21 protein-coding genes are annotated in these 22,771 nt (G+C 55.9%); 11 read left to right on the forward strand and 10 right to left on the reverse strand.

Features of this window, described 5'->3' with window-relative positions:
- Window positions 1–37 precede the first annotated feature (37 nt).
- Genes ACR0MJ_RS09700 through ACR0MJ_RS09710 form a run of 3 tightly spaced genes read right to left on the reverse strand, consistent with a single transcriptional unit; the run spans window position 38 to window position 4,163 of the window.
- On the reverse strand, window positions 38–1,045 hold the full coding sequence (locus ACR0MJ_RS09700) for an ABC transporter permease (RefSeq protein WP_480760829.1): 1,008 nt from the start codon (window positions 1,043–1,045) through the stop codon (window positions 38–40).
- Entirely contained in the window at window positions 1,042–2,580 is a 1,539-nt protein-coding gene (locus tag ACR0MJ_RS09705; RefSeq protein WP_480760830.1) for a sugar ABC transporter ATP-binding protein, read from the reverse strand. The genes ACR0MJ_RS09700 and ACR0MJ_RS09705 overlap by 4 nt, the downstream gene beginning before the upstream one ends.
- Before the next feature lie 29 nt (window positions 2,581–2,609).
- On the reverse strand, window positions 2,610–4,163 hold the full coding sequence (locus tag ACR0MJ_RS09710; protein ID WP_480760831.1) for a UxaA family hydrolase: 1,554 nt from the start codon (window positions 4,161–4,163) through the stop codon (window positions 2,610–2,612).
- Window positions 4,164–4,247: 84 nt separating this feature from the next.
- Here ACR0MJ_RS09710 and ACR0MJ_RS09715 point away from each other — a divergent pair, with 84 nt between their 5' ends.
- The 8 genes from ACR0MJ_RS09715 to ACR0MJ_RS09750 are packed head-to-tail and all read left to right on the forward strand — an operon-like array spanning window position 4,248 to window position 11,532.
- Complete coding sequence (locus ACR0MJ_RS09715; protein WP_480760832.1) at window positions 4,248–4,985, forward strand: GntR family transcriptional regulator; 738 nt, start codon at window positions 4,248–4,250, stop codon at window positions 4,983–4,985.
- Complete coding sequence (locus ACR0MJ_RS09720) at window positions 4,982–6,034, forward strand: aldo/keto reductase (RefSeq protein WP_170407428.1); 1,053 nt, start codon at window positions 4,982–4,984, stop codon at window positions 6,032–6,034. Before ACR0MJ_RS09715 ends, ACR0MJ_RS09720 begins: the two co-directional genes overlap by 4 nt.
- Window positions 6,024–6,452, forward strand: a complete 429-nt coding sequence (locus ACR0MJ_RS09725; RefSeq protein ID WP_170407431.1) for an RbsD/FucU domain-containing protein — start codon at window positions 6,024–6,026, stop codon at window positions 6,450–6,452. The genes ACR0MJ_RS09720 and ACR0MJ_RS09725 overlap by 11 nt, the downstream gene beginning before the upstream one ends.
- Window positions 6,449–7,279: an amidohydrolase family protein gene (locus ACR0MJ_RS09730; RefSeq protein ID WP_170407434.1), complete on the forward strand. Its 831-nt coding sequence runs from the start codon at window positions 6,449–6,451 to the stop codon at window positions 7,277–7,279. Before ACR0MJ_RS09725 ends, ACR0MJ_RS09730 begins: the two co-directional genes overlap by 4 nt.
- A 1-nt stretch (window position 7,280) precedes the next feature.
- Window positions 7,281–8,393, forward strand: coding sequence for a fumarylacetoacetate hydrolase family protein (locus ACR0MJ_RS09735; RefSeq protein WP_170407437.1), 1,113 nt, complete (start codon window positions 7,281–7,283; stop codon window positions 8,391–8,393).
- A 12-nt stretch (window positions 8,394–8,405) separates the two neighbouring features.
- The gene (locus ACR0MJ_RS09740) at window positions 8,406–9,908 is read left to right on the forward strand and encodes an aldehyde dehydrogenase (NADP(+)) (RefSeq protein ID WP_170407440.1); all 1,503 of its coding nucleotides are present in this window, start codon (window positions 8,406–8,408) and stop codon (window positions 9,906–9,908) included.
- 8 nt (window positions 9,909–9,916) lie between these two features.
- Entirely contained in the window at window positions 9,917–10,672 is a 756-nt protein-coding gene (locus ACR0MJ_RS09745; RefSeq protein WP_223118551.1) for an SDR family oxidoreductase, read from the forward strand.
- 17 nt (window positions 10,673–10,689) lie between these two features.
- Window positions 10,690–11,532: a fumarylacetoacetate hydrolase family protein gene (locus ACR0MJ_RS09750; protein WP_480760833.1), complete on the forward strand. Its 843-nt coding sequence runs from the start codon at window positions 10,690–10,692 to the stop codon at window positions 11,530–11,532.
- Between the two features lie 880 nt (window positions 11,533–12,412).
- On the opposite strand, the gene ACR0MJ_RS09755 is transcribed toward ACR0MJ_RS09750, so the two are convergent.
- Both ACR0MJ_RS09755 and ACR0MJ_RS09760 read right to left on the reverse strand, forming a co-directional pair.
- Complete coding sequence (locus ACR0MJ_RS09755; protein ID WP_170596324.1) at window positions 12,413–13,519, reverse strand: ParB N-terminal domain-containing protein; 1,107 nt, start codon at window positions 13,517–13,519, stop codon at window positions 12,413–12,415.
- Window positions 13,516–14,823, reverse strand: a complete 1,308-nt coding sequence (locus ACR0MJ_RS09760) for an AAA family ATPase (RefSeq protein ID WP_170736004.1) — start codon at window positions 14,821–14,823, stop codon at window positions 13,516–13,518. The genes ACR0MJ_RS09755 and ACR0MJ_RS09760 overlap by 4 nt, the downstream gene beginning before the upstream one ends.
- Window positions 14,824–15,263: 440 nt before the next feature.
- Between ACR0MJ_RS09760 and ACR0MJ_RS09765 the strand changes: the two genes are divergently transcribed.
- The 3 genes from ACR0MJ_RS09765 to ACR0MJ_RS09775 all read left to right on the forward strand — a co-directional run bounded on the left by ACR0MJ_RS09765 (window position 15,264) and on the right by ACR0MJ_RS09775 (window position 18,782).
- Window positions 15,264–15,977, forward strand: coding sequence for a DnaA N-terminal domain-containing protein (locus ACR0MJ_RS09765; RefSeq protein ID WP_480760834.1), 714 nt, complete (start codon window positions 15,264–15,266; stop codon window positions 15,975–15,977).
- Window positions 15,978–16,114: 137 nt separating this feature from the next.
- A complete protein-coding gene (locus tag ACR0MJ_RS09770) occupies window positions 16,115–17,863 on the forward strand; it encodes an ABC transporter ATP-binding protein (RefSeq protein ID WP_480760835.1) in 1,749 nt (582 codons plus the stop codon).
- Entirely contained in the window at window positions 17,853–18,782 is a 930-nt protein-coding gene (locus ACR0MJ_RS09775; RefSeq protein ID WP_480760836.1) for a glycosyltransferase family 2 protein, read from the forward strand. Before ACR0MJ_RS09770 ends, ACR0MJ_RS09775 begins: the two co-directional genes overlap by 11 nt.
- Window positions 18,783–19,040: 258 nt before the next feature.
- Here the strand turns inward: ACR0MJ_RS09775 and ACR0MJ_RS09780 are convergent, their stop codons facing one another.
- From ACR0MJ_RS09780 to ACR0MJ_RS09800, 5 genes are read right to left on the reverse strand one after another with little or no spacing between them, the layout of a single operon-like run.
- Window positions 19,041–19,784: an ABC transporter permease gene (locus ACR0MJ_RS09780; protein ID WP_480760837.1), complete on the reverse strand. Its 744-nt coding sequence runs from the start codon at window positions 19,782–19,784 to the stop codon at window positions 19,041–19,043.
- Window positions 19,781–20,434: a TenA family protein gene (locus tag ACR0MJ_RS09785; RefSeq protein WP_170625595.1), complete on the reverse strand. Its 654-nt coding sequence runs from the start codon at window positions 20,432–20,434 to the stop codon at window positions 19,781–19,783. Before ACR0MJ_RS09785 ends, ACR0MJ_RS09780 begins: the two co-directional genes overlap by 4 nt.
- Window positions 20,431–21,156, reverse strand: a complete 726-nt coding sequence (locus tag ACR0MJ_RS09790; protein WP_170407469.1) for an ABC transporter ATP-binding protein — start codon at window positions 21,154–21,156, stop codon at window positions 20,431–20,433. The genes ACR0MJ_RS09785 and ACR0MJ_RS09790 overlap by 4 nt, the downstream gene beginning before the upstream one ends.
- Entirely contained in the window at window positions 21,153–21,824 is a 672-nt protein-coding gene (tenA, locus tag ACR0MJ_RS09795) for a thiaminase II (RefSeq protein WP_170611836.1), read from the reverse strand. The genes ACR0MJ_RS09790 and tenA overlap by 4 nt, the downstream gene beginning before the upstream one ends.
- Window positions 21,821–22,729, reverse strand: a complete 909-nt coding sequence (locus ACR0MJ_RS09800; RefSeq protein ID WP_480761040.1) for an ABC transporter substrate-binding protein — start codon at window positions 22,727–22,729, stop codon at window positions 21,821–21,823. The genes tenA and ACR0MJ_RS09800 overlap by 4 nt, the downstream gene beginning before the upstream one ends.
- Window positions 22,730–22,771 lie beyond the last annotated feature (42 nt).

Raw genomic sequence — 22,771 nt, forward strand, 5'->3', positions numbered from 1 at the left:
CCAGTTGGTCGTTTTGGTCTTTGATTTAGTTGCTTGGTCATCCCGATTTCTTGCGTCGCGCCATATCGGCATAGACGGCCAGGATAATGATCGCTCCGGTCACAACGGTCTGCCATTCCTGCGCGACTGACAGCACGCGCAATCCATTGGTCAGTACAGCCATGATCAGGGCGCCGATCAGCGTGCCCAGGATCGTGCCGCGCCCACCGGACAAAGACGTGCCACCGATCACAACGGCTGCGATCGCCTCCAATTCATATCCCAAACCCAATGCCGGTTGCGCCGAGTTCAGGCGCGAGGCGATCAGGATACCGGCGATGCCGCAGATCGCTCCGGCCAGCGCATAAATACGCATCTTCCACATGTCGGTGTTCACGCCTGACAGACGCACCGCTTCCTCGTTAGAGCCAAGCGCAAAGGTGTAACGACCCAGAACTGTGCGCCCCAGAATGTACGAAGCCGCGATGGCCACCAGGAACAGGATGAGCACACCGTTGGGGATGGGTAGCGATGGGAAGACCTCTCCGATCAGCGACCCGCGCGAGATCTGGTCAAAGCCCGGTGTGTCATTGAAGTAGATTGGCCGTGTCCCAGAGATCACCAGCGACAGGCCTTTGAGGATCAGCATCATCCCAAGTGTGGCGATGAAGGGCGGGATTTTCATCTTGGCGACGAAAGTACCGGAGCAAAGCCCGCAGAATGCTCCAGCTGCAATGGCTGCGGCCACGCCCAACAGCAACGGCATTCCCAAATACGTCAGCACCACGCCGGCGATCACCGCGCAAAAGGTCATCAGTGTGCCGACAGACAGGTCGATCCCACCGGTGATGATAACCAGTGTCGCGGCGACGGCCAGAACGCCATTGACCGATGTTGCCTGTAGGATGGCAATCATGTTCGACGTCTGCATGAAGTTGGGTGAAGCAATGGAAAAACCGATTAGCAGAATGATCAAACTGGCAAAGGCCAACAGCTTTTGATACGCGCCGCTGTCCGCAAGACCCGAGAGTGGCTTTTTCTTTTCGATGTCGGTTGCTGTGGTCATTGGACTGTCCCTGTTACCTGCATCGCCGCTGCACGTTGCGTGGCCAGATGCATGATGTCTTCCTGAGTGGTGTCTTTTCCGCCGGGCAAAATGCCGGTCAGCCGCCCTTCGCACATCACGGCGATACGATGGCTAAGACGCATGATCTCGGGCAGTTCGGATGAGATCACGATGATCGTCTTGCCCTGCCCTGCCAGTTCTTCCAGCAACTTGTAAATCTCGGATTTCGCGCCGACGTCGATACCGCGGGTGGGTTCGTCAAAGATCAGAATATCGCAGTCGCGCAGTAGCCATTTGGCGATGACGACCTTCTGCTGATTGCCGCCTGACAGCAGACGAACCTCTTGCACATCCGATGGCGTTCTAATGCCCAATTGCTGGATGTAGCTTTTGGCGGTGTCGCTGATTTCACCATCGTGCAGAACCCCGCCTGCGCCGGTGAATAGGTCCATTGAGGCAAGCGCGATGTTGTCGCGTACATTCATACCAGTGGCGAGACCGAAGTGCTTTCGGTCCTCGGACAGGTATCCAATCCCCGCTTTGACGGCGTCGGTGGGTGATTTGATCGACACCACCTGACCATGTACCCGGATTTCGCCGCAATCCTTGGAATCGGCTCCGAAGATAGCCCGTGCAACCTCTGTACGACCTGCGCCCATCAGACCGGCAAAGCCCAGAATTTCACCCTTTTGGACCGAGAAACTGACGTCCTGAATTTCGTTGCTCCGGCACAGCCCGGTGACTTGCAAAGACATCTCCGCATCACCCAGATCGGGCACGTCCAGCGGTTCTTCCTTGACCTCTCGGCCCACCATCATGGCGATGATCTGGCTGATCGGGGTTTCAGCAGCCCCAACTGTTCCGACATATTCCCCATCGCGCATAACCGTCACGCGATCCGAGATCTGCTTCAGCTCGTCCATCTTGTGGCTAATGTAAACGATGCCCACACCTTCAGCCTTGAGGCGACGGATGATCACGAACAGCTCAGCAATCTCGGCGTCATTCAGAGCCGCTGTTGGCTCGTCCATGATGAGCACCTTGGACCGAAAGGACAGTGCCTTGGCGATCTCGACCATTTGCTGTTTTGCGATGGTCAGGCTGCCAACCAACGCCTTGGGATCAAGGCTGAGGTTCATCGAAGCAAAGATTTCGGCAGTCTGCGCATTCAGCGCCGCCTCGTCCAAACGGCCAAAGCTCTTACGCGGTTCGCGTCCGATAAAAATGTTCTGGGCTACAGTCAGGTCGTTCATCAGGCTCAGTTCCTGATGGATGATCCCAATACCTAGATCCTGCGCCTCGCGCGGGGTTGTCGGACTGACTTCGCACCCTTCTATCTTCAAGGTCCCACCGTCACGTTGATAAATACCCGACAGGATTTTCATCAACGTACTTTTGCCGGCACCGTTCTCGCCCATCAGCGCGTGAACTTCACCCGGTTCAAGATCGAATTGCACGGATTTCAGCGCGTGCACGCCGGGGAAAAACTTATCAATCCCCGTCATTTCGACCAGTCTATTTTTGTTGCCTCCCATTTGCCCCTCTCCCCTTGGGCCAAAGCGGTTTACATCACCGCACCAATTTGCCAGGGGACGAATTCAACGCCCCCAAATCCAAGTTCCTCGCTTTTGGTTTTCTTGCCTGAGGCGACACGGATCAGTATTTCGAACAGTTCTTCGCCCTTGCTCTCGATGCTGATCCCGTCTGTCACGATGTCACCGCAGTTCAGATCCATATCCTCTGCCATGCGCGCATACATTTCGGAATTTGTGGCCAGCTTGATGCAGGGCGTTGGCTGATATCCAGACACCGAACCGCGCCCGGTGGTAAACACGATCAGGTTCGCACCCGAAGCGACTTGCCCGGTGACCGAACACGGATCAAAACCGGGACTGTCCATGAAGACAAACCCGCTCTTGTCGATCATCTCACCGAATTTGTAGACGTCTCGCAGTGGCGCGGTGCCTCCCTTAGCTACGGCACCAAGCGATTTCTCAAGAATGGTTGTGAGCCCCCCGCGCTTGTTGCCTGGGCTTGGGTTGTTGTCCATCTCACCGCCGTTTCGGGCCGTGTAGTCCTCCCACCAGTGGATGCGTTCGATCAGTTTTTCAGCCACCTCAACAGTCTCGGCCCGCCGGGTCAGCAGGTGTTCGGCACCGTAGATTTCCGAGGTTTCCGACAGGATCGTTGTTCCTCCATGGCGCACAAGTAAATCCGACGCATACCCCAGCGCCGGGTTCGCGGTTATCCCAGAATACCCGTCCGAGCCGCCGCATTGCATACCGACCTTGATGGCACTGATCGGAGCCGGGGCGCGTTCGGCTTGATTGGCCAGATGGGCGATGCCGCGCAACTCCGCCAGCCCCCGTTCGATAGTGCGGCGTGTTCCGCCCTCGTTCTGAATGGTCATGTAACGCAGCGCACCGTCAGCGCGGATTGGTCGACCGCCGACAAGATCTGCCACCTGCATGACTTCGCAGCCCAGACCGATCAGCAGAATACCCCCGAAATTCGGATGCTGTGCATAGCCGGCCAACGTCCGAAACAGGGTAGCATAGCCCTCATCCTTGCTGGACATTCCACATCCGGTCCCGTGCACAATCGGGACCACACCGTCAACATTGGGATAGCTTTCCAACAACCCGGTCTTTTCCGCTGCGTCGGCGATAAAACGCGCTACCGAACCCGAGCAGTTCACGGTGGTTAGAATCCCGATGTAGTTTCGGGTTCCCACTTTACCGTCAGATCGATGGTATCCGTCGAATGTACGCTTTTCAGTCAGAACAGGCAGCGGGGTGTTGGCGCTGGCATGCGCATAATCCTGCTGATGCGCCCCCATGCCAAGGTTGTGCACATGGATATGTTCGCCAGGCGCTATATCGCATTTGGCCTGCCCGATGATCTGACCGTAGCGGACAATATTCTCGCCAGTTTGGATTGATGACACGGCAAGCTTGTGACCGCGGGTAACGGGCGCAGCCAATTGCACGGGAACATGTGCCAGCTGCTCACCAGCTTGCAAGTCACGCAAAGCAATAACGATGTTGTCCTTCGGATTAAGCTTCACGACATCGCGAGTTGCCTCTTCCAAAACGTTTATGCCGCCGTTCGCTCGCATCTCTTCTCCACTTGCTTGGTCAATGTTGCTAAATCCTATATCTCTACTTGTCAACTAACATGTTAGAATGCTAACTTATGCAGTATGAACAAACACCAAGATATTAATGCCGAACTGTTGCCCGAGATCACAACGATCGAAGGACCGCTCGCTCAGCGGGTTCACCACTCATTGAAGCAGGCGATTCTCTCGCTGGATTTCCCACCCGGAGCGAACCTCAGGAAGGCACCTGTGTGTGAGAGATTGGGAGTGTCGCGCGCACCTGTGGCCGATGCGATTGCGCGTTTGGCCTCGGAAGGGCTGGTGGATGTAGTGCCGCAATCAGGCACTCGCGTATCCTACTTTTCGATGGACGAGATCCGCGAAGGCGTATTCCTGCGTGAAGCGCTTGAACTTGCAACTGTCGCCAAAGTCGCGCGCGACATAACCGACGTTCAGCGTAAAAGGTTAAGCCGCAACATGCGTCTGCAGGAACTGTTGATCATGGATGATGATATCCCAGGCTTTTATCAGGCCGATGAAGAGTTCCACAGTCTTCTGATGGAATTTACAGGCTTCCGCCGCCTCGCCGACGTTGCCCAAACCGTTTCCTTACAGGTCAGCCGCGCACGCATGCTATTGCTGCCCACCCCCGGCAGAATTGCCGAGACACTAGAGGAACATAGGGCCATTTTCGAAGCAATCAGTAATCGCGACGAACAGTCCGCGCAGGTCGCTATGCGCGCCCACCTCGGGCAGTTGATGCCGCGCATTGAGCAGTTGGAGCAACTGAAGCCGCATCTGTTCAACCTCACCCCACAGCTGAATAGCGAGGCAGGATGACCGTTTCCCAGACAGAATTACTGAACAACCGAACCACGCGGCCCGTTCCCCTGACCCGCATGGGGTTCGGCGGAGCGCCGTTGGGGAACCTGTACCGCAAAGTCTCGGACGAGGACGCGCAGGCGGCATTGCAGACCGCTTATGACGCAGGCATCCGGTTTTTCGACACAGCGCCGCAATACGGGCTTGGCCGATCAGAGCATCGGTTTGGGCAGGCAATTGGTCGGTTCGGGCGCGAAAACATCCAGCTTTCAACCAAGATCGGTCGCCTGTTACTAGATTGCGAACCGCATGAAGTAACGCCCGAAGCTTTCGTCGATGTACCGCAGAAACGGATCGTATTTGACTATACCTATGACGGCGTCATGCGGTCTTACGAGGCAAGCCGCAACAGGATCGGTGTCGCCAATTCTGACATTCTTCTGGTCCATGATGTCTGTGTCTTCAGCCAGGGCAGCCAAGAGGTTTCGGACGCCAAGGTGCGTGAACTGTTTGATGGCGGAGGCTACAAGGCTTTGACCGAGCTGCGCGATGCGGGTGAAATCGCAGCAATCGGCGCAGGTGTAAACGAATGGCAAGTTTGCGAAAGGCTTCTTGGGCTGGGGGATTTCGACGGGTTCCTGCTGGCCGGACGCTATACGTTGCTGGAGCAGGAAGCACTCGACAGTTTCCTGCCGCTTTGTGAGCAGCGCGATGTCGGGATCATCCTCGGGGGACCGTACAATTCGGGCATCCTCGCCACCGGAGCTGTGCCTGGCGCCAAGTATAACTATGCAGACGCACCCGAAGATATTCTGGACCGGGTCCGCAAGATCGAAGCGGTCTGCGCCGCGCATGATACCCCGCTGATCGCCGCCGCGCTGCAGTTCGTTTTGGGCCACCCCTGCGTCAAAACCGTGATCCCCGGTGCCGTCAACGCGTCCGAAGTACAGTCCAATGTGGCACTGATGGAGCGTGACATTCCCCCCGGCCTGTGGTCGGATCTGCGATCCGAAGGCCTGATCCGACCCGACGCGCCACTGCCAAGCGAGACAGCTGATGCTGCGTAACATCGACCCGATCCTTTCGCCGGAGTTGCTTTTCACCCTCAGGGCCATGGGCCACGGTGATGAGATTGTTATCGCAGATGCAAATTTTCCGGGCGCCAGCATGGGACCAGACTGCATCCGGGCCGATGGGTCTACGGCCAGTGAAATGTTGAAGGCCGTACTTTCTGTGATGCCTTTGGATACCTTCGTTCCTGATCCGGCGTTGACCATGCAGGTTGTTGGCGACCCGGAGGCGGTGCCTGACTCAGTCGCGGACTTTCAGCGCATCATCGACACGTCCGCCGACAACTCTGCCAAGGTGCAGGGCTTGGAACGGTTTGCATTCTACGACCGTGCGGCCAACGCATTTGCCATCATCCAGACAGGTGAACGAAAGCTCTATGGCAACATCATCCTGAAAAAAGGTGTGATCGAATGAGGATCGACGCGCATCAGCATTTCTGGGCTTTGGCGCGGGGCGACTATGGCTGGCTGACGCCCGATCTGAGCGAGATCTACCGGGATTTTGCACCGCACGACCTGATGCCTCTACTCAGCGCCGCCGGGATTGATGGCACGGTCCTTGTGCAGGCAGCACCCACAATGGCCGAGACCGAATACATGCTCGCTCTGGCCGATCAGAATGCGTTTATCAAAGGTGTTGTGGGCTGGGTTGACTTTGAAGCCGCTGATGCACCTGCAAAGATTTCCGCGTTGGCTACCCACAAGGCATTTGTCGGTCTACGTCCGATGATACAGGACATCGCCGACCCGCTTTGGATGCTAGGCGACGCGCTAACGCCCGCTTTCGAGGCAGCTCAACGGCATGGCCTGACATTTGATGCCTTGACCTTGCCTCAACACCTGGGCCCGCTCAGGCAACTTCTTCAGCATCATTCCGATATGAGTGTTGTCATTGACCATGGGTCGAAACCATTGATCAAAGACGCAATCTTGGGTGACTGGTCCGACAACATGACCGCCTTGGCCCGAGATACAAATGCATGGTGCAAGCTTTCAGGCCTTGTGACCGAGGCTGCAGCAGACTGGACGATCGACGATCTGCGCCCGTACGTGGATCACCTGCTGAACACCTTCGGTCCATCGCGTCTGATCTGGGGTAGCGATTGGCCAGTTTGCACCTTGGCCAGTAGCTATGAGCGCTGGTGTGAAACCACCGACATGTTGCTGAAACATCTGAGCAGCGCAGAACGACAGGCAATAATGGGTGGCAACGCCGCCCGCGCCTACAACCTCAGGAATTAAAATGACCATAGGTACATTGGATTCGAACGGGCTGTGGCTCGGCCGTATTGAGCGCGGCGGAATCGGCCCCAGCGTGGTGACCCTGCGCAATGGGCGGATTATCGATATCACGTCAAAAACGGCACCAACTGTCAGGGACATTCTGGAACGCGACGATGAAGCAGATCATGTGCGCAACGCTCAAGGTGAAGATATCGGCCATTTGGACGCCGACCACCAATGGCTGGCCCCGTGTGACCTGCAGGCGGTCAAGGCCTGTGGTGTCACATTTGCCGGGTCCATGGTCGAACGCGTAATCGAGGAACAAGCCGCCGGTGATCCTGCCAAAGCCGACGCGATCCGGGCGCGCATCGGAGACCGGATCGGAGACAGCCTCTCGAACATCGTACCTGGATCGGACGCGGCCGCAGAGGTCAAAGAAGCACTGATCGCTGAAGGCCTCTGGAGCCAGTATCTGGAAGTCGGGATCGGCCCCGATGCCGAGGTGTTCTCCAAAGCACAAGTTTTGTCTTCGGTCGGGTTTGGTTCAGAAATCGGTCTTCACCCGATTTCGACCTGGAACAACCCCGAGCCCGAAGTCGTTCTGGCCGTTACTTCTAAGGGCGAGATTAAGGGCGCTACGCTGGGGAACGACGTCAACCTGCGTGACGTTGAAGGTCGTTCGGCTTTATTGCTGAGCAAAGCAAAGGACAACAATGCCTCTTGCGCGATCGGACCGATGATCCGGTTGTTCGATGATGGGTTCACACTGGACGATGTACGCCAGGCTGAACTTGCGCTGACCGTGACCGGATCGGATGGATTTGTGCTGAACGGAAGCTCATCTATGTCCCAGATCAGTCGCGATCCTGCAGACCTTGTGAAGCAGACTATCGGGCGCCATCACCAATATCCTGATGGGCTGATGCTTTTCCTTGGCACCCTGTTCGCCCCGACCCAAGACCGTGACACACCTGGCGGTGGGTTCACTCACAAAATTGGCGATGTCGTCACTATCTCCAATACGCGCCTTGGAGCGCTGACAAACACCGTGCGCCTGTCGACGGAATGCCCCGAATGGACCTTTGGGGCATCACACCTGATGCGAAACCTCGCCCATCGCGGCCTGCTGTAAGAGAGAACGAATATGTTGACCGGAAAACACCTAATTGCTGGCGAATGGCTCGGCGCAGACACTACTTTTGCGTCGGAACCAGCGCATGGACCAAGCCATGACTTTTCTGTGGGAACAGCGGCGATGATTGATAACGCAGTGGAGGCAGCAGAGTCGGCATTTGCCACTTTCGGGTGGTCCTCTCGTACCGAACGCGCCGCGCTATTGCGCAAGATCGCAGATGAGATTGATGCCCGCGGGGATGCCATCACCGAAATCGGCACTCAGGAAACCGGCTTGCCCGAGGCACGCCTGCAGGGGGAACGTGGCCGTACCGTCGGCCAGCTGCGTCTCTTCGCCGATCAAATTGAAGCGGGCGATTATCTGGACATGCGCCATGACCCGGCCATGCCGGATCGTACACCCCTGCCCCGCCCCGACCTGCGCATGATACAGCGCCCGCTGGGTCCCGTTGCGGTGTTCGGCGCTTCGAACTTCCCATTGGCCTTCTCAGTCGCAGGGGGCGATACAGCGGCGGCACTGGCCGCGGGATGTCCCGTCGTCGTCAAAGGCCATTCGGCCCATCCCGGCACGGGCGAGATCGTGGCGCAGGCCATCGACACCGCCATCAAAGCGACGGGAATTCATCCCGGAGTGTTTTCATTGGTACAGGGTGGCAAACGGGATGTGGGCACGCGATTGGTGCAACATCCCTTGATCCGGGCGGTTGGCTTTACGGGCAGCCTCGGAGGTGGACGGGCGCTGTTCGATTTATGCGCGCAACGCGATGAACCCATTCCGTTTTTTGGCGAACTGGGTTCAGTCAATCCGATGTTCATACTGCCGCAAGCGGCGGCCGCGCGCGGTGCTGAAATCGGCAATGGCTGGGCCGCGTCCCTAACCATGGGCGCTGGACAGTTCTGCACCAATCCCGGTATCGCCGTGATCATCGAAGGTCCGGATGCTGACGCGTTTCAAGTAGCGGCAGAGGCTGGCCTGTCTTCGGTGGCCGAGCAGACAATGCTGACCGATGGAATTGCGGAGGCATACCGAAACGGAGTTTCGCGTGTAGCTGCTGGTACCGGTGTATCGAAGATTATGGGCAAAAGCTGCAAGTCACGCGATGCGGCCCCTTACCTGTTCACTGTTTCTGGTGATGACTGGCTGGCCAATCGGAAGCTGCAAGAAGAGGTTTTCGGCCCATTAGGCATCATCGTGCGTGTGAAAGACCGCGCTCAGATGCAACGGATTGCCCGGACCATCGAAGGGCAACTGACCTGCACACTGCATCTGGACGCAGGTGACAAAGCGGACGCTCAGGCACTGCTACCGCTGCTTGAACGAAAGGCTGGGCGATTGTTGGCCAACAGCTTTCCGACCGGGGTCGAAGTTTGCGACAGCATGGTTCACGGAGGCCCCTACCCCGCCTCAACCAACTTTGGCGCTACATCCGTGGGAACACTGTCGATCCGCCGTTTCCTGCGGCCGGTTTGTTATCAGGACATCCCATCCGAGCTTCTACCCGAGAAATTGTGAGGTTGTTTATGTCGACAATCAACCCATCCAACCGGCTTGCAGATAAGACCGCTCTCATCACAGCAGCTGGCCAAGGCATTGGCCGTGCAACCGCCGAATTGTTCGCTGCCGAAGGCGCACGGGTGATAGCCAGCGACATCAACGATGCTGCGCTTGCCGAATTGGGCGGTATTCCGGGTATCGAACCGCTGCAACTGGACGTAATGGACGATAAGGCCGTTACAGATGCAGCGGTCAATCTGCCGCAACTGGACATTCTGTTTAACTGCGCAGGTTATGTAGCGGGGGGATCAATTCTTGAATGCACTGAAAAGGATTGGGATTTCAGCTTTGACCTCAACGTAAAGGCCATGTTCAGACTGATCCAACTGACTCTACCCGGAATGCTGAAAGCAGGCGGAGGATCGATCATCAATATGTCGTCGGTCGCATCGTCCATGAAAGGCGTGCCCAACCGATTTGCGTATTGCGCGTCAAAAGCAGCGGTGATTGGCCTGACCAAGTCTGTGGCAGCCGATTTTGTGACCCAGGGCATTCGGTGCAACGCGATTTGTCCAGGTACGGTGGACAGCCCCAGCCTGCATGACCGGCTTCGCACCACCGGGGATTATGAGCAGGCAATGACTGATTTCATCGCCCGTCAACCGATGGGCCGTATTGGCACAGCGGAAGAGATCGCTGAACTGGCTCTGTATTTGGCCAGTGATGCCAGCAAATACACTTCGGGCCAGCCCTTTGCCATAGATGGCGGCTGGACGATCTGAGCAGGAAGGACCTGACAATGAAACTACTACGCTATGGCCCGAAGGGCGCTGAGAAACCCGGCATTTTGGCCTCAGACGGCTCGGTTCGCGACCTTTCCGGTGTGGTGGATGATATCTCGGGCGATACTCTTGGCGATGTCGTTCTTGAAAAGCTCCGCGCACTAGATTTGGCCAGCCTGCCATTGGTAGACGGCAACCCGCGCATCGGTCCTTGCGTTGGCAATGTTGGAAAGTTCATATGCATTGGCCTGAATTATGCCGATCACGCAGCAGAAAGCGGCATGGAATTGCCTGCTGAGCCCGTGATCTTCTTCAAAGCCACCTCGGCCATCGCCGGCCCCGGCGATACCGTAGAAATCCCGCGCGGATCGGTCAAAACCGATTGGGAAGTTGAGCTGGGCGTCGTTATCGGCAAAGAGGCCAAATATGTCTCTGAGGCGGAAGCCATAGACCACGTCGCCGGCTACTGCGTAGTGAACGATTTGTCAGAACGTGACTTTCAGCTTCATCGCTCTGGCCAATGGGTCAAAGGAAAGTCTGCGGACACGTTCGGCCCAATTGGCCCCTGGCTGGTAACACGAGACGAAGTCCCCGACCCGCAAAACCTTCCGATGTATCTTGAGGTAAACGGGCACCGATATCAGGACGGATCAACCAAAACGATGCATTTTGGCGTAGCGACGGTCATCTCGCATCTGTCGCAATTTATGTCTTTGCAACCCGGTGACGTGATTTCTACAGGCACACCCCCGGGTGTTGGTATGGGACAGAACCCGCAGACCTACTTGAATCCCGGCGACAAAATGGAGCTTGGTATTCAGGGGCTGGGCACGCAACGTCAGAACGTCATCCAGGGATGAGAGCGCGCTGTAGGCGAACACCATATGTAGCCTTGAAGCAACAAAAGTAAGCGAGAAGGTTTTGTTTCAGATAACGCTGCCCGTATACTGATTATCTATCAGGCCAGTAAATAATCTTATAGGCGCTTCTCGCGCGATTAATCCGGTATTTGTAGTATCGGATCAGGTTACCGAACATCTTCCTAGTTGCTTCGGGCGTTTCAATACCAAGAAGAGTCGTTATTTTTTTGCAAGCTTTGACAAAGCCTGTCCTTAAGTCACGATTCAGCAGCCCCCCAAGCCGGCAAGATGGGTGCCCTTCGCATTAAAGTAGACAGACCGATACAGCTCTTAATAATACTTATTAAAGTATTTTGCACACTACGCCCAAATGATCTTCTACTCGGTCAATCATTCAACCCATCGCCGCCTTTTCTTTGGCAAGCCACAGCACGATCATATCCATCATTGATAGGTGCTCACGGCCAATCCGTTATATGCTCACGCGCCTCGAATATGTTTCGGTACGCTATGTTGGTCTTCCCGATGAAATGTAGTGCCGGGGCGCTCGAAGATAGAAGCGATCGCGTCGTCCCTGCCCTGCCGCGAAAACTGTGTATCTGTTCAGCCGCGACTAACTACATAAATTGTAGATTATCTGCCCTAGTTCCATATCAATACGTTAAGAAACCTTCTACTGATGGCCCGAACTTGTACTCGTCAACTCTGCTCGGAACGTACCTGCCCGAACTACAAAACAAGAATTTGAGGCCGGGCGGTAAAAGCTAAGCGTTTAGATGGTCTCCCAAGGTACCGTATTATACGAATGGACTGTTTGTGCAAAAAAACGTCGCTGAGATTAACCAGCGCCGCGCTTCGGATCTATCTCGCTAAGCCCGTCTTACCCGTGGGTAAGATCGTCTTCTTCTCGCAGATCCTCGATCAAAGTGGCCACAGCACGTTCTAATTTCGCCCTATCGACACGAGTAAAATCGAGATCATAGCGAAGTTCGATCCTTCCGCTGGATGCAGAACATTTTGCAATCCCTGCCCTGCCCCTTACCTGAAACGTTGTCTTCGCGCGGCGTGGTTTACCAACGGCTTCAGCCTTTGGCTTGGCGGCGGTCGCATTTTCGATTGTGAGAAAATCGCGAAGAATGGCCACTTCGCGCACGCTGTCGCGATTTGGTTCACTCACCAAAGCCGTACTTACTTGTCGGATCAATCCGGGATCAGAGTCGAGCTTTCGTTTGAGCTCAACACCCACATTCCGTGGAATATCGTTTGGGTGCATAAGAACCTTTTCCAACATGGCCAGCAAACTCGCAAACGCCCGAATATAGCTGCGCTTGGTATAGCTTGCAGATTTGAACAAGGTTGAAACCGCTTTGTCGACATCCGGACAATCATTGGCGGGGTCTTCCGCATAGGCACGCGCAAGCGCGCCCATTTCCGCAAACGAGATATCCTTTCGGATCAGGTTTTCATCGACCATGCGACGATAGCTATCATCCAGCTCTGCAACGTCAGAAACACCGGCCGGAATCGTCGCAAATCGCGCGTCGCCAGTTTCCTCAAGTAATGCGCGAAATGCCGATAATCTGCGCATTCCTTGAATTAACTCAAAGCGTCCATCGTTGCGACGCTCGACCCGGATCGGGTTCGAAAGACCCACATCCTGAATAGAAGCCTTCAACTCATCCAACTCAGGATCAGGGCCAGGCTTGCGGTCGCGCGTCAGGCGCTCGGTAACAACATCCGCCAATGCGATCTGTTCAGTAACATACCCTTCTGAACGTAGTCGTACAAGCTCGTGCGCTAACCTGTCATTTTCGACTCTGATTGCATCTTCGGTAGTTTGCTGGTCGCGTAACGCATTAGCGTTCTCGGAGATTGCAGTGGCCATCGGTCCGCGCCTTTTCTCAAGCGCTTTATCCGGAACCTTGCCAACCGGGATTTCTTCCATCGCTGGCATATCGATATCGAACATTCTGCGTTTTCGGCTCATACGTCATCCTCCAGCTTGTCCCAGGCCGATAGCATGACGCCCCGGAATTCATCATAAACATTATCAAATGTCGAACGCGCGCGACGCCAGGTTTCCCTCGTCATTTCACGGTAATCCATCTCATAAACTGAACTCAGGAACCGACCAGATTGCTCGACCGCACGCGTCATCTCGACCGGGTGCTCGGCGAGGTGCTGACCAAAGACTTTGCGGAATGCGTCATACATCGCTGTGTGCAGTGCATTCCCCGGTTCATAGCGTGTAAGCAAAAACCGAATTTCGCAGAATGTCTTGGGTAAACCAATCTTACCCGTGGGTAAGGTCTTGTCGAAACCATAGGCCAGATCTTCGAGGGCCTCGGCCAACTGGCCAATGAATGAGGTGGTTGAATCGTATTCCCAGTATCCAGGCCCCGACGGGATATACAACATGTCTGCGGCGAACACCGCATTCATCGATTGGTATCCTATCGCAGGCGGGCAATCGAACAGGATCAGGTCATAAGCATCATTCGGTACCTGATCCAGATAGCGGGACACAGCTGCGAAAAATGACCACTCAGGATTCAGGTGCCGATATTGTGCTGATGCGAATTCGACGAAAGCAGCGTTGGCGCAAGAAGGGATCGCATCAATCGTTGACCATGAGGTCTGCTTGATAAAATCAGAAATGCGCAGTTCGCCGAGGCCCATATCCGTTATAGAAGGTGGTAATTCTCGGCGGGGCAGGGCGGTTCCTGACTCCGCAGCCGCAGGGCGGTTATTCATGCGCTCGGTTTCACGGATCAGATCCCGCGCCATGATACCCCAGACGGTGAAATCTTCAGCGACATCGGTCAGACCCATCGAATGGCTGAGCGTCGCCTGAGGGTCAAAATCCACCACTAATACTCGGTAGCCGTCCAGAGCAGCGGCATGCGCAAGATGCAACGCCACGGTCGACTTGCCAGCCCCCCCTTTGAAATTGGCAACAGCGGCCCGAACCGCCCGCTTGCCCGCAGGGCGTGGGGGAGTGAGCGCTTTGCGATTAACCTTAAGCCGCCGCCTGAGCTCATTTACCTCTTCCAGACTAAACCAACGCTGCCGCCCATCAGGCTCGACCTCGCCTCCCGGCAATGAAGGATCGGCAGCCAGCTTTCCTCGGAAAGTCGATTGGTTCACCTTAAAGATCAGCTCGGACACCTCCCAGCTTGAGAACCGCCTTAGCGTCTTCTCCATCTCAGGGCTGAAAGTCTGCTGGCGAATCCAGCCCTGCAATTTCAGGGACTGGGTGCGCAATGCATTCAGGTCTTCGTGCGTGTACATGCCTCAGTTCTCATTCTTCTGGACGTTATTTTTCTCTCTTTTGTTATTTACGCCTGATTTGCATATTTGGCAAAAGAAATTATTGTAAGGTTGTGATGTTACCCACGGGTAAGAAAATATGGCCGTATCTAGTGCTGACCGATTCGGGACGCTGCTGCTCTCTGCAATCGTCCTGACTTCGGATATCCTACCGGATTTAGGGGGACACAACTCAAGCAAATACGGTATATAGGGGGACATTATTGCTCCATAAGGGGACACCCAGTATGTCCCCCATCACCATAGATTCACCTATTTCTTTTATTTTTTGATAGCGAATAGCACCTATCAAATAGCGTGATCTCAACGAACTCTTGACAGAATCGAAGTATTGGACGCTAATCAGTGAACAATCACGAAAAGCGTTGGGAAACGGCGCGATTACGGCGGGATCAACCCGCATGAGGCAAAAAAGAGCGGTGAGGGAACGGATGCAGGTTGCGAAACCGGTCGGGCGAAATGCGCCTGCACTGAAGTACGATATCTTGTCGGCGCTCGCCGTTCACGCCTTATCAGGTGACAAGCATCGTCATCGCAGTGTTCTACGCATCATGACATTAATTACCACGCGCTATAACTGGCGCTCCAATGAACTGTCGATTGGCCGGGAAGAGATCGCTCGGTTGTGGTCCGTGAACGAACGCACGGTTAAACGTGAGATGGCTAAGCTGCGCAGCGCAGGCTGGATTGCGGTCAAACGACCCGCCGCTCGGGGTCGGGTTGCGGTTTATGAACTCGACCTCAAGCAGATCATGCTTGACACAATGGAAGCCTGGCCCGTGATCGGAACGGATTTCCAGGAACGAATGCAGCAGAAGCCAGAGCGCGATACCAATGTTGTACCATTTCAGTCAAAGCCATCGATCCCGCCGCCACAGGGTGAAGACGTTTGGGCACAGGTTCAATCGATCCTACATGAGCGTGACCCAGAACTTTGGTCCAGTTGGTTCAAGCATCTGAACGAAGCCGAAAGGGCAGGGGGCCTGGCGACTCTGATTGCGCCAACGCGTTTTATGGCGGATTACATTGCACAGAAATGGTCGGGCAGGGTTTTGGCCGCTTATTCGCGTGCAGACCCTTCGGTTCGAACAATTCGCATTGAAGCGGCAGAATAGGACGCGGGCTTGCTCAACTGGCAACAGGCGACTATCTAGCGGAAACTGTTTATGAGCGCGTCAGATGTGACATAGCTCGATCCTGATCACAGTGGACATGTGCATTGCAAAAGATCAAATCAAAATTTGCGGCCATATTGAGTGATTCCGTCCTGTGGCGACTGCTCTCCGAGAATATGCGCGAGCAAGTGGTCCCTTATACCATCGCGATCATCGCGATGGTATTTGTTGCGGCAACCACAGCAGGTATCGCCTTTATCATGCGTGATGTGGTGGATTCGCTGTTTGACAGTGAAAACTCAGCTAAGATTTTTGGCGTTTCGATGACCGTGTTCACGATTTTCCTGGTCAAAGGCATTGCAACCTACGTCCAGATTGTGGCCCTTACGCGTGCCGGGAACCGGATTGTCTCGAAACAACAGATCAAGCTTTACGATAAGCTTTTGCGGCAGGGTGTTTCATTCTTCAACCTGACAGAAAGCTCGGATTTGTTGTTGAAGGTGACACAAACGGCCCAGGCAGCGCGCACGGTGATCGAGATAATGGTGACCACGGCAGTTCGCGATATGCTGACCCTGATCGGTCTGCTGGCTGTTATGTTCTATCAGCAACCCATATTATCCCTTTTTACCCTGATCGTCGGCCCGTTGGCGGTTTTAGGGATCAGGTTACTGCTCAGAAAGATTCGCGAGATTGCAGATATGGAACTGCAATCGATGGGCGCGATCATGAAAGTCATTCAGGAAACCTCGTCTGGCATTCGCGTGGTTAAGACTTTCGGGTTGGAAGAGCGCATGGCCAATAAGATGAACTCGGCCGTGAAAAGCGTCGAGAAGCGGCGCAATAAGCTTGCGCGTTTGCAGGCAGCGACAAGCCCGCTGACCGATATTCTGGCCGGGTTTGCAATTGCCTCGGTCATCGGGTTGAGCGCTGGTAAGCTGTTTGGCGCTGCAGCGTCTACTCCGGGTGAACTGATGTCGTTCGTGACCGCTGTGATGATGGCCTATGAGCCCGCGAAGCGTCTGACGAAGGTGCGGGTGAAGATGGAACTGGGTCTGCGCCGGGTGCAGATGTTGTTCAATATGTTGGACGAGCCTGAAACTCTGCCGGAAGAGGCCAATCCAAAAAGCCTGCCTGATGGTCCGCGAGAGGTGGTGTTCGACGACGTCACTTTCGGCTACCGTCGTCGCGATCCGATCCTGAAAGGGCTTTCGTTGACGTTCGAAGCTGGCAAGACCACCGCTCTGGTTGGTCTGTCCGGCGGCGGCAAGTCGACCATTTTGAATTTGGCCCTGCGCCTTTATGACCCGACCAGTGGTTCGGTATCGATCGATGGTCAGGATATCAAATACGCCTCGTTCAAATCACTGCGCCAGAACATGTCGTTCGTCGGGCAAGAGACGTTTCTGTTTTCGGCCTCAATCGCCGACAACATCCGATTTGGCCGTGAGGGTGCCTCGCAAGACGACGTGATAGAGGCTGCCAAGGCCGCGAATGCCTATGACTTCATCATGTCGCTTGAGAAGGGCTTTGACACTCTGGTTGGTGAAAATGGTGCCTTCCTGTCCGGTGGTCAAAAACAGCGCCTTGCGATTGCGCGCGCGCTTTTGCGCGACAGCCCGATCCTGCTGCTGGACGAACCGACAAGTGCGCTGGACTCGCGGTCGGAACATCTGGTTCAGGAGGCATTGGGCCGCCTGACCGAAGGGCGTACGACAATCATCGTGGCTCACAGGCTTTCAACCATCATGCATGCGGACAAGATCGTGGTGATTGAGGCTGGTGAAGTTCTTGAGCAGGGCAGCGCCCAACAGTTGCTGAAGAAACCGGGGCCATTCAAAACCCTGTATGACCATCAGTACTCGAACGCCGTCAATGCCGAATGATCCCGACGTGATCCAACGGCCTGACATTACACCGGCGCGTTCGCCCCTGAGCGCGTCAGTGATCATCCCGACCTATCAAAGCTGGGACCAATTGCAGCTTTGTCTGGATGGGCTCGCCTCTCAGACACTGAACACAAACCAGTTCGAGATACTTGCAGTCAACAATGACCCGACCGACCCCATGCCCAACGGGTTTCGCCTGCCCGCCAACGCCCGCATTCTAAGTGAGGCAAAACCCGGCTCATACGCAGCGCGCAACCGAGGAATCGAAGAAGCCGCCTCGGAGCTGCTGTTTTTCACCGACTCCGATTGTCAGCCTGACCCGCTCTATCTAGAGGCCGGGTTGAAAATAGCCGAAGACCACCCCGAGGTTAATCGCTTTGGCGGCAATGTTGTGCTGATCCCGAACGGGCAGGATTGGAAGACGACCGAACTATATGATGTTCATTTGGGGTTAGAGCAAAAAAAATGGGTGGAACGGGGGCGTGCGGTTACGGCCAATCTGATCGTACGGCGGGAGCTTATGGATCGCATCGGTCGGTTCAACGACACGGTGTTGTCCGGCGGGGACATGGAATGGAATGATCGTGCTCAATCTGCGGGCGAAGCGATTGTGTTTGCCGAAGACGCCATCGTCCGTCATCCGGCGCGCGACAGTCTTGAGGATCACATCACCAAAGCCCGTCGTATTGAGGGGGCTAGGCTGCGCCGCAATGCCAAGCGCGGCATCGTTAATTACATCCCGCCTGTGCAGAAATTGATCCCTTCCTTCAAGACGTTGAAAAATCTTCTGAGGAATCAGGATCTGTCAACCAAACAGGCTTTTGGTGTGTGGGGCGTTCACTATGTGATCCGCGTTGCAAAAATTACGGAAACCATTCGACTTCTCTGGATGCGGAGGCCTGACCAGCGGAAGTAGTGGCCACTGGCAAAGATAAACCACCTTCAGACCATGACGCTACGCGTTCTGGTTCGGTTTAATTCAAGTTGATCCTTAAGGTAGGACTCTTGGACAAGTGACTGCGGCACACTCTGTGTTCGCCGCTCGACCAATTAGCTTTGTTTAACATAGCGCTCTGGAAATCAATGTACTCTAGCATTGAGCTCTTTCATCACAGCTGGTGGCACGATTAAAGTTGATCTCCGCGTTCGCGTATATTGATGTTCAGTACTTTGTTCATATCTGATCACGCTGATCCAGGTACCGATTGCACAGGGCATTGACTGTTGCGTGCAGGATGATGGTAAGTCCCGCCAACACGATTAGCGCGGCGAACATCAGGTCGGTTTTGGCACGGCCATTGGCCAGCAACATCAGATATCCCAGCCCACGCGACGCTCCGACCCATTCACCGATGACGGCACCGATGGGAGCATAGACAGCAGCCAGACGCAGGCCGCTGGCAAATCCGGGCAGAGCAGATGGAATACGGATGTGCCACATTACTCGGGCAGGTGACGCCCCCATGACCCGAGCCAGATCCAGCCAGTCGCGATTACTGCGCATCAGTGCATCAAAGAAAGACGAAGTAACCGGGAAATAAATGATCAGCAGCGCCATGGCGATTTTGGCCTCGAGCCCGAAGCCAAGCCACAGGGTCAGAATCGGTGCGAGGGCAAAGACGGGGATGGTCTGGGAAAACACCAAAATTGGTCGCACCAGCGCGCGTGCTAGCGGTGAGGCGGCAAGGCCGATGGCCGACAGCCCGCCCAGCACTGCGCCAAGGGCCAGCCCGATCAGCACTTCGGTCGCGGTGACCAGCCCATGCTCCAGCAGAAGGTTGCGGCTGTTCCAAATGGTTTCGGAAACCAGCGCTGGCGGGGGCAAGATAAAACGCGGCAAGCCGGTGGCCCAAACCACCAGTTGCCAAAGCGCTAGTGCCATTGCGGTGGCGGCGATACCCGCACGCCAACCTGTCATCGGGCTACCGGGAAGCCTGCCCATGCGGCATCGAAAAAGGCACGCTCAAGGGCGACGGCCTTGCCGAAGGTTGCAGCGACCTCGGCCTGTGCCTGGTCCGAAAGGGTCGACCAGATCGCGTCCAATTGCCCACGTAGGTAGGCGACCACACTTTCGAACCCGTCGCCTGAGTGCAGAGTGATCCATTCCCCCAGCCAGAACGGCAGATCTTCGGCGCGGGCTTCGACCGGGCTAGCCCAATCCAGATAGACCCATTCCGCGACGACCAAGACCGCCAGCATCCGCTCATAACGCCCTGATGCACGAGCCTCGTCCATCAGGGCTTGAAACGCCAGTGTTTCGGGTGCGGCTTCGCTTGCCTGCGGCACATCCAGCGCGTTGAATGCACGCAAAAAATAGGTGTTCTCCGGCCCGCAGATCTGACCTAGAAACTGTGCGCCCGGCACAGCATCGGCGAGGTTGGGTGCATGCGCCACTGCTGAGGCCAGCAGCCGCACAAAGCCTTCCACGAAAAGGTAATCCTGCTGTAAATAGCCAGCCATTTTGTCGTGATCGAGCATTCCGGTTGCCAGCGCATTGGTAAAGTCATGTGTCGTGGCCGCTGTCCAGTCGTCCTGGTTCAGCGCCCTGAGAGTTTCGCTTGCGCTCATCTGTTCGTCCTGAGTTGTTGAAGCAGCGCGGCCTGGATGCCCAGCACGCCCGGATCATCAACAGGGCGCGGGATGCTGCCCATTGGAGTTTCGACCGGGTGCAGCCCGTCGCGCGTCATGATCATGATGTTCTGCCCCAGCCGCGCCACTTCGGCCGGGTCATGGGTGATAAGCAGCACCGTACGTCCCTTCAGCAGCTGTGCGGTGAGGTCCTGCATATGCACCCGAGTCAGGGCATCAAGGGCGGAAAAAGGTTCGTCCAGCAGCACAATGGGGCGGTCTTCCATCAGGGTTCGGGCCAAGGCCACGCGCTGTCTCTGCCCACCGGAGAGCTCTCCCGGTTTCTTGTCTAGATGCGCGCCTAGCCCAACTTGCTCCAGCACGTGCTCGGCTCGATCCCGGTCAAGCGTCTCGCCGCGCAATCGTGCCCCTATTGCCACATTGTCGAGCGCTGATAGCCAAGGCAGCAACAAATCACTCTGCGCCATTAGGGCCACCCGCCCGGCCAGCGCGCCACAGTCCGAGGCCCAGATTTCACCGTCCAAAGAAACATGGTCTCCCAGTCCGGCCAGCAGCTTGAGCACTGTGGATTTGCCCACACCACTGGCCCCCAGAAGACAGGTCCACCGCCCTGCATCAAGTCGCAGATCAATGCCGCGCGCGATGGATGTGTCGCCAATCGACAGTGATCCGCGCAGATATAGGGCGGGGGCCGGGCTCATGGCTGCGATGCCATGCCCCAAAAGCCGACCTCAAGCTCGGTCGCCTTGTGGAAGCGGTCGCAAAGATTTGCCCAACGTGGGCAGTTTTGCGGGTCATCCCCGATGCGCCGCGCTACCACGCCATCGATCAGCGCGCCAACATCGCAGCAGACCTGTTGGTAATCTTCCCCGCCATAAGTGTTGATCCAATCGGCATAGGTTTCCGAGGTCTTTGTCGCCGAAAGCTCTGCCCCGATCTCACCATAGCCCATGACGCAGGGGGCCAGTGTGGCCAGAAGATCAAGCATATCCCCGGAATGCCCGGCATCCAGTACATAGCGTGTATAGGCAAGATTAGCCTGACGCTCTTGCGTTGCAAAAAGTTCTTCCTCGGAAATCCCAGCCTCGGCGCAGATGCCGATATGCAGGGCAAGCTCGTCATTGATCAGTGCATTCACTGTCCCCGCGGCGAGGCGCATATCCGCGACGGACTCGGCCTTGGTCACCACCAGCGCCCAAGCGCGGGCGAAATGGATCAAAAAAACGTAGTCCTGTTTGAGATAGTGCAAAAACGCCGCGCGCGGGAGGGTTCCATCACCCATGCCCCGCACGAACGCATGGCGGGTATAGGCAGGCCAGGTTTCCCCGGCCGCCGCTCGCCATGCCTCAAATGAGGTGCCGTAGTTCATTGTGCCCCCAGATCGACCGCGATTTTCGATACCGGGCGGGTGCCCTCGACCAAGCCGCTTTTGGCCAGAAATTCCTCGAAGCGGATGTAGCGGCCTTCGTCCAGCGCCTCAGGACGCAAGGCAAAGCGGGGTAGGGTGTCGACCCAAGCCTTTGCATTCAGCTCGTCGTCCAGCTCTTCCGCGTAGCTTTTGAAAATCTCCCAGCTTTCATCCGGGTTGTTGACGATGTATTGCGTGGCCAGCTCGGTGGCGCGCAGGAAGCGGCGCACCTTGTCCTTGTCCATCAGCTCGGGGTTGGCGACATAGATCAACTCGTCGTATGTTGGCACCCCTTCTTCTTCGACATAGAAGCATCGGCCTTCGACGCCTTCGATTTCCATCTGATTCAGCTCAAAATTGCGATAGGCACCGATCACCGCATCGACCTGCCCCGACATGACCGAGGGGCTGAGCGAGAAGTTGACGTTGATCATCTCGATCTCGTCCAGCGCGACGCCGTGCTTGCCCAGTATGGCGCCCAGCACTGCCTCTTCCACGCCAGCGACCGAGAACCCGATCTTGCCGCCCTTTAGCTGGCTGATCTCTTGGATCGGGCCGTCCTTTAGTGTCAGAAGACAGCTGAGTGGCGTTGCCACAAGTGTACCTACGCGCATCAGCGGCAGACCTTCGGCTACCTGCAGGTGCTGGTTTGGTTGGTAGCTCACGGCGATGTCACCCTGCCCAGCGGCCACCAGTTTCGGTGGGGCCGAGGGATCAGCAGGCGGCACAATCTCGACCTCAAGATTCTGGTCTGCGAAATAACCCTTTTGCTGCGCCACGATGATCGGACCGTGATCAGGGTTTACGAACCAATCCAGCAGCAGAGTCATCTTGTCTTGTGCCAGCGCCGGTGTAGCCATCAGCATCGCCGCTACGGTCAGAAAATGTTTCAATTCGGTTTCCTCGTT

The organism is Ruegeria sp. C6 (assembly GCF_056537625.1).